This is a genomic window from Psychrobacillus sp. NPDC093180, from assembly GCF_044754065.1.
In the GTDB taxonomy this organism is placed as follows: Bacteria; Bacillota; Bacilli; order Bacillales_A; family Planococcaceae; genus Psychrobacillus.
In genome coordinates this window covers 14099-26414 of the sequence record NZ_JBIVOJ010000002.1, presented here as the reverse complement: position 1 = coordinate 26414, position 12316 = coordinate 14099, and the positions used below count along the sequence as shown (strand labels likewise).

Annotated in this window: 4 protein-coding genes; all 4 read right to left on the bottom strand. The window is 38.1% G+C overall.

Annotated elements, in window-relative coordinates:
• Nucleotides 1-263: 263 nt before the first annotated feature.
• Nucleotides 264-5612, bottom strand: coding sequence for a S8 family serine peptidase (locus ACIP9W_RS03300; RefSeq protein WP_483880173.1), 5349 nt, complete (start codon nucleotides 5610-5612; stop codon nucleotides 264-266).
• A 538-nt stretch (nucleotides 5613-6150) separates the two neighbouring features.
• Nucleotides 6151-7863, bottom strand: a complete 1713-nt coding sequence (locus ACIP9W_RS03295) for a peptide ABC transporter substrate-binding protein (RefSeq protein ID WP_400786001.1) — start codon at nucleotides 7861-7863, stop codon at nucleotides 6151-6153.
• A gap of 335 nt (nucleotides 7864-8198) precedes the next feature.
• Complete coding sequence (locus tag ACIP9W_RS03290) at nucleotides 8199-9038, bottom strand: SLAP domain-containing protein (RefSeq protein ID WP_400785999.1); 840 nt, start codon at nucleotides 9036-9038, stop codon at nucleotides 8199-8201.
• Between the two features lie 451 nt (nucleotides 9039-9489).
• Complete coding sequence (locus ACIP9W_RS03285) at nucleotides 9490-12075, bottom strand: bifunctional 2',3'-cyclic-nucleotide 2'-phosphodiesterase/3'-nucleotidase (protein WP_400785998.1); 2586 nt, start codon at nucleotides 12073-12075, stop codon at nucleotides 9490-9492.
• Nucleotides 12076-12316 lie beyond the last annotated feature (241 nt).

The window sequence follows — 12316 nt, the reverse complement described above, 5'->3', positions numbered from 1 at the left end:
GACTTATGTAAGGGAAGAGATAGATAAATAGTTTCCCTTCTTTTTTGATTATAATTATATTACAAATGTTCGGAAAATTAAAATACTATTTTTATAGATTTTTTTGGAAGTATAAGAGGAGTTTTTTGGAAGGTCTCTGTCTCTTTAGAAAACAAGAATATTACGAGTCAATCTCTCACACAGAGTGACTATAAAAAAGAAACAGCTGGGGGAAAGGCCCCAGCTGTTTCTATAGCATTGCAAGCTATTGTTGGAATTATTCCTCACACAGCTACAGGAATTGGGCCTGCACCTGGGATTAGTCTGTCAATCTTTGGTACGCTGTACTCTGGAGTTGGCAGCTTCAAATCGAAATCTGGTGTAACAGACTCTGGGCCTGGTACAAGAGTTTCAGCATTTGGTACAACAGTTTTTAGCGCTGCTTCTTTCACTGTTAAATTGACAGTTAGCTCATTTTTTCCATATTTTACAGTGATCGCTGTGCTGCCTGCTTTTTTCGGTCTTACTAGACCATTTGTTACGCTAGCTACTTTAGTGTCTCCCACTTTGTAAGTAGCTGCTGTTGTAACGTCTTTTTCAGTTGTTGTGCCATTTAATGTTGTAACTTCTTTAATGTTCAGAAGTACTTCTTTTCCTAGTTCTAGATCAATTTGTGTTTGATCTGCAACTAGTGACACTTCTGCTGCATAAACCGTTACATTTACTGGCACTTCATTTTTGCCATATTTAACAGTTATCGTTGTATTTCCTGCATTTTTTGCTCTTACTAGACCGTTTGTTACAGAAGCAATCTGACCATTTGCTACTTTATACGTTGCAGATGTTGTCACATTTTTTTCCGTTGTTTTTCCATTTGCTGTTGTTACTTCTGTAATTTTCAGTTGAGCTTCTTTTCCTGATTCCAACTCAAGTTGCGTATTGTCTACAACTAGAGTTACTTCTGGTGCTGTAACCGTCACGTTGACAGTTAGGTTATTTTTGCCGTAGCTCACGTTGATTGTTGTAGCTCCTGCAGCTTTAGCTCTTACTACTCCATCAGTTACAGAAACCACTTTACTATCCGCTACTTTATACTTGGCAGCTGTTGTTACATTCTTTTGCGTTGTTTTTCCATCTGCTCCTGTAGTAGTTTCCGTAATTTTCAGTTGAGCTTCTTTTCCTGGCTCTAAGGCAATTTCTGTTGTGTTTGCGCTTAGTGATACTTCTGGCTCTGTTACTGTCACATTTACTGTAACTTCTTTATTGCCGTATTTAGCAGTGATTGTTGTAGTTCCTGCAGCTTTTGCTTTTACTAAGCCACTGCTTACAGTTGCTACTTTAGCATTTGCTGACTTATATGTTGCAAGAGATGTTACATCTGTCTTTTTTGTTTTGCCACCAGCAGAAGTGATTACTTCGGTAAGTTTCAGTTGAGCTTCTTTTTGAGGCTCTAGGTTAAGCTCTGTTTTGTTTACTTCTAGAGTCACAACTGGTTCTGTCACTGTTACATTTACCGTTACTTCATTTTTGCCGTATTTAGCAGTAATTGTTGTATCTCCAGCTCCGATTGCAGTCACTAAACCATTGCTTACAGAAGCTACTTTAGTATTAGCCACTTTATACGTCGCTGCTTTTGTTACGTCTGTCTTTTTCGTTTTTCCATCAGCTGTTGTAGTTTCTTCGGTAATTTTCAGTTGGAACTCTTTTCCTGCCTCAAGGTCAATTTGAGTTTTGTTTGCAGTTAAAGTCACCACTGATTCTGTAACCTTCACATTTACCGTTACTTCATTTTTACCGTATTTAGCAGTGATTGTTGTAGTTCCTGCATTTTTAGCTGTTACTAAACCAGCTTTAACAGAAGCTACTTTACTGTCTGCTACAGAATATTTTGCAGAGTTGGTTACATCTACTTTTTTCGATTTGCCATCTGCAGTTGTTGTTACTTCTGTAATTTTTAGTTGTGCTTCTTTTCCTTTTAACAAATCAAGTTCTGTTTTGTTTGCAACAAGTGTCACGCCTGGCTCTGTAACAGTTACATTTACAGTAAGCTCATTTTTACCGTATTTCACTGTAATTGTTGTGCTTCCTGCGTTTTTAGCTGTTATTAAACCATCTTTGACAGTTGCAACTTTGTTATCTGCTACTTTGTAAGTTGCCGCTTTTGTTACGTCTTGTTTTTTCGTTTTGCCATCAGCTGTTGTTGTTACTTCTGTAATTTTAAGTTGTGCTTCTTTTCCTTTTTGAAGATCAACTTCTGTTTTGTTAGCAGTTAATGTAACACCTGGTACGATTACATCCGCATCTTTTACCGTTACATTTACTGTTACTTCGTTATCACCATGTGAAATAGTGATTGTTGTAGAACCTTTTCCTACTGCAGTTACTAAACCATTTGTAACTGTTGCGATGCTTTCATCTGCTACTACATACGTAGCTTCTGCAGTTACATCTGTATCAGTCGGAGTTCCTTCTTTAGGAGTAGATGTTTCTGTTACAGTCAGTTGCTCTGTTCCACCTACTGTTAAATCAAGCGCTGTTGGGTTTACAGCAAGTGTTACTACTGCTTCCTCTTTTTCGTAAATTAAAGCTTCTCCTACATTACCCGCCGCATCTTGAATAACCACTTTAACAGAATTTGTTGCTGCAGTTACTGGGAATGTAAACGATCCATCTTGCGCTAAATCGAATTCCACTGGATTAGCTGTTTCGCCGTTAACAATATAAGAAGCGTTTAGCTTGTCATTTAAGTCATATTCTAAACCATATAAATATAACTCTTCGTTATATTCAATATACTTGTCTGTTACTTGGCCAGTTGCTACTCCGTCTTTCACAGTACCTGTTACTGCTGGTTTCGTTGTTTTCACTACAACTGGTCCAACATAGTCACCAACTACTCCTGAGGCAGCCAGTCCTGTAAAATCAATTGTATATAGACCATCTGGAATGGTTGTTGCCGGAGCAGTTCCCCATGGTTTATATTGCCCAGCCACGTTTAGTGTATATGATCCTTTTCCAAGTGAAGAACCTGCATGTAAATAGCCGATGTAGCCATCTCCGTACTCTCCACCTTCAGGATTCATAATATCCCAAAGCTCAATATAGTTTGTTGTCACATCACCTGTTAATGTAAATGAAAGTACCGCTGAATCTTTCACACCATCTCCATTGAAGGAAAGATCCGTTCCAGAAATTTTCATATCTCTAATTTCTGTAGTAGCAACTCCACCAAAATCAGCTGCAAATGGCAATGAAATTTCTGAACCACCACCGTTAATGTGGATATATCCTAGAATTTCAGATCCGTTTGGTGCTGTAGCTTTAGAAGCAGTCAGTGTAACATTTAATAGTTGATCACCACTTAAAGTGAATGTCGGTTTATCTACCGTAACTTTAGCATCACCAAATGTTTTTACCGTATCAACTGTTACTTCATAATTTCCTCCCGTACCCTTCAAGTCTTTAACTAGAATTTGTTTTGTTACGGAAAGGTTTTCATCTTTTAATGATTGTGGACCAAATGTAACTGTCCCTTTTAAGTTTTCAACGATTGCTCCACTACCATCTAGTACTGCTGTATCTACTGCATAAGCTAGTGCATTCGGATGTGCTGCTGCATACGCATTTACACGTCCAGCACCTTGCGCAAATACATCGTATTTAGATTTGTTAAGCACCTTAGCTGTATTGGAAAGTGCTACTTTTACATCAAATGCATTCCAGTCTGGATTTGCTTGTTTTACAAGTGCTGCAATACCAGCGATATGTGGTGTTGCCATCGATGTTCCCGTTTTGCGATCATAAGCTGTGTTGTAAACCGCTTCTGGGAAATCTGCTTTGTACATTGGAATGGTAGACATAATATTCGTTCCAGGTGCAGTTACATCTGGTTTGATATCAAAGTTTGGAGTGGATGGTCCACGAGAACTTGAATCGTTTACCTCATCTCCCACAGTTGCTGTAGAGTGGAAATTACCAAAGGAAACTTTTCCTGTTCCTCCATTCAATGCTGCACGAATAGCATCTCCATCTGTTTGGGACATATCGAATGTTGGGATAAACGCAAATGAATCACCTAGGAATGTACCAGATGCGTTCGGTGCATTCGTTCCACCTGCAAAGTTATGGATAATCGTTGCAACTGCTCCATTTTCTTTTGCGTATTCGATCTTATCGACAAATGCAATGCTACCACGAGAGATCAATGCAACTTTGCCATTCACATCTAATCCTTGATAATCCTTTGCTTCCCCGTTTCCAGGAACTGCTACTAAGTCAAATTCACCTTGTAGTTGTGTTGCTAAGTCTTGACCAAAAGTAGTACCCATTAACTGTAATTGTTTTGTTAAATTATAATCACCAACTGTAACTTTCACTTGTCCATCGTACATTGTTTCAGGGTTAGTTGTGTTTCCAACTGCTATTCCTAAACGTGCTGTACCTGGAGTTCCCATCGTCCCTCGGTTAGGGCCGTCATTACCTGTTGCGATTACCGCAATTGTTCCAGCCATCATTGCATTGTTGATCGCAAATGATCCACTGTCTGTTTCTGTGTTAGCGCCGCCACCAAGTGATAGATTAATAACATCCATCTCTTCAATAACTGCTGTATCAATTGCTTTTACGATACCAGAAGTAGCTCCACTTCCATATGCTCCTAGCACACGATAAGCGTAAAGATCTACTTTTGGAGCAATCCCTTTAATGCCGTATTGGTTTGCACCGATTGCAGCGATTGTACCCGCAACATGCGTACCATGAGAAGTATAGAATGCACTTCCATTTGCATTAAATTCCGGTGTTCCAGCAGGTCGTTCTACTGGTGAAGTTTCCGATGCATCATTATCCGCACGTGGTCTTGTATAGGTAGACGAATTCGGGATAAAGTTCTTTCCGCCTTTATAAATGTTTGCAAATTCTGGGTGATCTGCATCAATTCCAGTATCAAGTACTGCCACTTTGATGCCTTGTCCTTCTATTCCTTCATTCCAAAGACGTTCAATTCCTAGGAATGATATACTCGTATTCATTTTTGCATCTACGATTTTGTCTTTGTTGATTGTAGATGGTTTAGTCGGTTTAGACTTTTGTGGTTCTTCCGAAGCTTGAACGATTGTGTCCGGCTCTACTAATGTAACTCCTTGAATCGTTAATAGTTTTGGAAGATCACTTGCTTTTACAGTTGCTGCAAAACCGTTTAACACGGTATCAAATGTATAACCTTGTTTATAGGAAATACTTTTTACAGCTAATTCTTTTTGTACAGATACTTGTTGACTTTTAACTTTGCTTCTCACTTGGTTTTCTTGTGAGGCAGAGAATGATTTCCCTTTTAACTCGCTAATTCCCTTTTCAAGGGCTACTGGTTTTTCAGATAAATGTATGATTACCGCAACTTCTTGGTTACCTGTGAGTCCTTGTAATTCTTTGTGTAGTTTTGGTGCTCCATCCAATAAATTTAATTGATCAGCGATTGCCGATTTTAGCTGCATCGTGCTTTCGCTTGGAATGTTTTGTTTAAATGGTTTTACAGCTGCGTTTGCAGAAGCTGTTATAGCTGGACTGAACATCGTAAAGACCATAGCTAGTACCATAAATAGGCTAAATAACTTATTTAATGTTTTTTTCTCCAATCATAATTCCCCCATTTTCCCCGAATATTTACTCTTTGAAACTATAAGTTTGTCCAGCCTTATGCTAATGCTTTTTTATAATAATCGCTTCCTTTCTGTTAAAATAATGAGCGTTACATATAAAGTAACCCCCATCATTTCATACTGTTTTTAATGTATGTGTTAATTCATGGTGCTATGACTTAAGACACAAATCTGACTCTATGCTGAATTTTTCTAGGTTGAATTTTGGTGAGATAAGTTGAGGAGTAGGATAATAGATTCTTTCGTTTCTATTATTATAGTATAAATATTCTAAAAATTGAAATACTATTTTTATCCCTATTTATGGTATTTATTTAGGTTTATATTATTCGAAGTTCGTAAAATATGTCATAAAGTTACAACATTTTTCAGGTGTTAATAGGTTTACTGTAATTTCAATATGAAAGATTCGTTTTAAACTTTTTTTCGACGATGTTCGACAAACGTTCAGGATAGAAAAAATGGGTACCCGGTTCAAATTTCTTCTGAACCGGATACCCTTTTAACATTTATTTTATTCTTTTCCAGAAATATAAGCCCACTTGTAGCTATAATCACCAGTGAATGGGTGTGCGACGATCCCATGTACATAAGGTTTTTGTAGCGACATTGTTCCTGTTTGATATAGATTGACAATCGATGCCTCTTCTTCGACAACCACTTTTTCAGCTTCCGCTAATGCTGTCCAACGTGCGGCTGGATCTAGCGCAAGTTCGCCTTTTGCTTTTTCAAGCAGTGCATCGAATTTTTCGTTAGAGAAAGACATATTGTTTTGGGATGACTCGGATTGGAATAAATCCAAGAATGTAACTGGATCCTGGAAGTCAGGAGCCCATCCAGTGCTTTGGATATCGTAATCTTGAGCTGCATCTAAATCTAATTTAACATTGAATGGAAGGTTCTTTATATTAAGCGTAAGCCCTTTAAGATTTGACTCCATCTGTGATTTTAAGTAAGCATCCAAGTTTTTAGAAAGCTCTGTATCACCAGATATATATTCGAATGTCACCTCTGTCAACCCTTCCTCTTTCAACCCTTCTTCCCATAATTTCGCGGCTTCTTCTGCATTGAATGGAAGCATATCACCGTTTACGTCACGGAAGTCCTGTTTGTTTTCATCGAATGCAAACCCAGTTGGCACAAGGAAGTCTGCCTGAATCGAACCGTTTGCTAGAACAACATCCACCATATCCTTCTTGTTGAAAGACATAGCCAGTGCTTTTCGTAGCTTCACATTGGAAAGTGGTGTCTTTTCACCATTTCGTTCTTGATTTAACTTCAAGTAGTAAACAGTCGGTTTCAGAACTTGCTCCACTTCCACGTCATCCGCGTACTGCATTGCAAATTCCCCAGTCAGTCCAACTCGATCTTTTTCACCATTATTATACAAGTTAACAGCTGTACCTGGTTCTTTAATAACGTCCACATTAATCATATCAAGTTTTACTGTTTCTGCATCCCAGTACTCTGGGTTCTTTTCCATGGACCAAGATAGACCAGTGCCATCCCAATTTTTAAGGATAAATGGTCCATTCGATATTAAACTTTCTGAGTTTGTACCGTAGTTCTCTCCCTGTGCAGTAACGTACGCCTCATTTTGTGGATAAAAAGTTCCAAAAGCCATTAAGGAAATAAAATAAGGAACTGGACGTTCTAGTGTCACCACTAACGTTTTGTCATCCTTCGCCTCTACCCCTAGCTCCGATTTATCCAGCTGACCATTCGCAATTTCTGTTGCATTTTTAATAATACCAGTCATCATATAAGGCCCGTAAGTCGATCCGGTAGCCGGGTCAACCGCACGCTGCCATGCAAACACAAAGTCTTTTGTAGTAACAGGTGTACCATCTGACCAATTAGCATCACGTAATTTAAATGTATAAGTTATCCCGTCTTCACTAACCTCAGGCTCGCTTTCAGCCATAGCAGGAACTGCTACATTTTCCTGGTCTAAGCGGAACAATCCTTCCCCAATATTATTTAATACATTGAAAGAAACTGCATCATCCGCAAGAACGGAGTCAACAGATGGAATCTCTGCACGCTCCACTAAATTTAAAACTTGGTCTTTATCGAGTTTATCGCCTGTTGCCTTTTCACCTTCTGCTTGTTCTTCGCCTTTTGAATCTGAAGAAGTACTTGCGTTGTCCCCTTCGCCACAAGCTGCTAAAAAGATCCCTACGACCAAAATCATTCCTAATAGCCAATATAATTTGTTTTTCAACATAAACATACCCCTTTTTACTTTCTTGAAATAATAATTTCATTTTCTATTATACATGATTCTACTTAATAATCTTATTTTATTTCAGAATAGTTGAAAATTTGGATACGTTTTCTTTTTTGTCGATTTTTAAGAAGCAATCCAAAATAGAAAATAATGAGAAATACACGAATAACATACTTTGGAGAAATACTCCGATTGTTAATGAAAGAACCAAACAACTGGAAGCATAATATGGAATGTTGGAAGCGAGCTATTCTTATAAAACAAATTTGGAAATCCTTACTTGCATTTAAAACAAAAATCCTGCAGAATTTATTTTCTGCAGGATTTTCGTCTTATTGTGGAGTTACTTCCGTTTTCCATTCAGACCAGTCTGGGTTTTCTTTCTTGAATACATCTTTTGAGAAGAACAAGCTTACCGGGCGGCCGTGATTTGGATGTAAATCAAAGTTAGCTAATGGGAATCCGAGTTGTGCCACTAAATCGCCTGTTGCATCAAACAATTGCAGGGGTAAGTTTTCTAGTGTTACAACTGAATTGTAGGTATTGCGGATTAGTACACTTACATGCACCCCGTCCTCTTGCACTGCTAAGTTAAAAGCAGAAACAGAGATAGTTTCCATTTCAACTGGTTCTAGAGAGTCTAGCGTTTTTTGTAAATACACTTTTTCCTCTTCAGATAATTGTTCTGACCAGTTATCATCTAGCTGTAAATAGAATTCGGAACGTAAAGGTTCTTGTATTTCAAAGACTACTTCGAATTCCATTTTATCTGTAATTTCCTCTTCTGGAACTAGTAAAGATGCCTGGTCGAATTTGAATATCCACGGACGAGCTCTTAGTGGATTTAATACGCCAAAATACTCCATGTTGAAGTCTTTTCTTGCCAAATCCTTTCCTTCCTTATCCCGGACAACTAATCTGATTACTTCTAGGTTCAATTTCTTTTGCAGTGAATGACGGATAATAGCTGTCATGATAACGCCTTCACTTGTTTTACGCAATTCTACACCATGTATGTTAATTTGATTTGGATCCAAACCTTTTAACTTATTGTGATAATATTGATAAACGTAGCGCTCCTGTTGATCCATTTCCCAGTGCTCACTAAATTCTAAAATGGTTTTTAATCTATTATTTACCTTCGGCTGGTTTGCCTTTTTTGGTTTAAACATACGTACATTCCCTTCACTATTAAAACTGTATGTACATTATATCATTCTTACTTGTACAGTTCCATATTTGATGAAGATGCGCCCCTGTGTTCAACACAATTCTAAAATAATTTCAAGTTGTATCTGATACAGAGATAGCACTTTAATTTCATTGAAATTTGAAATGGATTTTAAGGTACTTAAGAGAAAAAAGAAAAGAAAAGTCCCTAATCATTTCTCCGATTAAGAGACTTTGTCTATCTTCACAATTCAGCTTTCTCAAGTAGAAGTTTTGTCTGAATGATTTGGCATCCCAGACATAATTCAATTATTATGAAGTACTGTTAAAAATAGACTAGAAAGACTTCCGAAACAAGTATAAAACCAAAAAACAACAGCCAAAGTTTTCACTCCAGCTGCTGCTTTTCTTAATAGTTGTGATTAAATGTCCGAATTATTTCTTTCATAAACTTTATTTAATTGAATACTTACCAAAACCATCTGTACCCTCGCCGATGTATTTGATGTTTCCATCTGCTGGGAGTACTTTCGCCGCTTGTTTAGAAGATTCGAATACGACCTGTGCTTTTGCTGGTAATGCAGCAAATTTCCAGTTGCCATCCGCAGATGGGTCGATTGTTTGCTCGGCTAGTATATAGTCGATGATAATTTCTCGGTTTTCATCTGGATGTATTTCAATTTCTGTTGCATTACGGACACCTGGGAATGTTCCGCTTGCACGGTAGTTATTTGTTGCTACGATAAATGCTTGTTTTAAGTCGATCGGTTTGCCGTTGTATTGCAAGTTTACGATACGTGATGCATCTTTGTTTACAAGATTACCGTCTGCATCGTATTTTGCTGGTTGTGTTACGTCAATTTCATATGTTACGCCATCAATCACATCATAGTTGTATGAGCGGAAGTCTGTGTTGATCAGTTGTTGCTCGCCAGTTTTAGCTGGTTCGATTTGATTGAACTGACCTGCTGACATTTCCAACCATTCTTTTACATCTGCTCCCGTAAGTTTCACTGTTGCTACTGTGTTGTCGTATAGATAAAGATCTGCTACGTTTTTAATAGCAAGCTCGCCTTTTGGAACGTATGTGTAGTACTCAGGGTCGCTTCGTGTTCCTGCTTTAAATGGTGCCCCTGCTGATAATACTGGTACGTTTTCATTCGCTGTACCTTTTAACTTCGCTTTCACATACGCAGTTTGTGCATCAGTAACAATTTGAATAGATGGATCGTCCTGCACTTGAGAGAAGTAGCTATGAATGTCCGCAGTAGTCTTACCTACGGCTTGGCGAACATACTCAATCGTCCCTTCATGCGCCTCTTTCACTGCGTTCACAACAGATTGATCGACATCCGTCGCATCTTTTGCAATTGTACGTACCTCTGCTTTTGACGAAACTACTTTCCAGTCGTCTCCACTTTTCTTCAGTTTCAAATCGATTACGCCTAAATGGCTACCGAATTTACCAGGCATAACAACTGGAACGCCATTCATTGTGCCATTTTCGATGTTTACATTTGTAAGTGAAGCATCTACTTTTCCTGGGAATACTTGGTGTGCATGTCCAGTAATAATCGCATCTACACCTTTAACTTTGGTTAATAAATATGTTACATCCTCTTCCCCAACTTCATGTGTTGCATCACCCATTCCAGAGTGAGAAAGCACAACAATTACATCTGCTCCAGCTTTTTGCATGTCAGGAACTACTGCGGATACAGCTTGCACAGAGTCGTCGACTTTCACTTTTCCTTCTAAATTCGTTTTATCCCATTTCAAAATTTGAGGAGGAACAATTCCAGTAACTCCTACTTTAATCGTTGATTTTTTACCTTCCGAATCAACCACTTCTTTGTCGATCAACACATAAGGTTTGTACAATAATTTTCCACTCGCCGAATCCCGAACATTCGCATTCACATAAGGGAAATTAGCGTCATCCATCACTTCATCTAAATAATCCAGACCATAATTGAATTCATGGTTACCCAATGTAGCCCCGTCATATCCTAATAGCTCCATCGCTGTTACGGAAGGATGTTCCTCTCCATCAACAAGCTTGTCTACCGCTTGTTTATATGAACCTAGCGGAGTTCCTTGAATAGCATCCCCATTGTCAAATAATAATGTGTTACTATTTTCTTTTCGTGCATTTTTGATCAATGTAGCTGTTTTCGCAAGTCCTAAACTATTAGACACTGTATCTTTATAATAATCATAGTTCACAATGTTCGTGTGAATATCAGAAGTACCTAAAATACGTAAAGAAACTGTATCTTTTTCATCTGCAGGTGCTACATTTAATGCCGCTACTTTTTCTAGTAACTCCTTCATCATTGGCAAGCTACTTGTAGAAGGTACTTTATCGAGTAGTGGTTTAATAGATTCGACGACTTTCGCTGCTTCTTCTTTTTTACCAGCAGCAATTAACTTCTCCGCTTCTACTACTTTCATATAAATAGTTACTGGCACCATTAACTGATCACGTTTTGCATTCGCTGGTTCTTTATATTGATCTAACAACAAATCTCTTGGTGCCTTTCCAGTGAAACGATAAAGAATGACCGTACGACTTTTTAACTGAACTGATAATTGGTGGTATAATTTCTCCACCTTCGCCCAGTCTTTTTGTGCTTCTGCTGCCTTGATATCCGCTAAGATCGGGTTCAAATACTTGTCCGCATAATTGTATGCATCGATATAAGGGACAATTCCTTTTGTAATTCTTTCGTTATATAAATCCTCTAAGTCCTTTAATAGTACATTTTTGTTTTTGGCATTCGATTTGACGATTGCATCTTTCGCTTTGGCATAATTAGCTTTTGCTTTATTAAGTGCAGGATATAAGTCCTTACTTGTTGCGATTTTCCCCTTTTGCGCCGGCACCACATAAGCGTAAGCTGCTTCTTTCATATCTTTTCTCGCTTGATCCACTACGTTTTGCATCGAGCTGCTCGCAAAACCTACATTTGTGGAAGCCAATAATGACGTTGCAAGAGCCACGGCTACTACCGACTTTTTCACAGTATTCTTCTTCATAATTTCCCTCCCATTTTGTAATAACGTTCCTATTTAAAGATAATCAAAAGAAATATTTGGTACAATGTGAATATTGTAATGTTTTTGTAAAGTTTCATATAGACCTTTTGGGGGTGCCAGGTTCTCACACAATTCCGTAGTGGGGGTACCAGGTTCTCATACAATTAACTTACAATTTCGGAAATAGGCGAAAATTAAATTTTGCTTTTCTATTCTTATTCAAAATTGAATTTTGGATTTA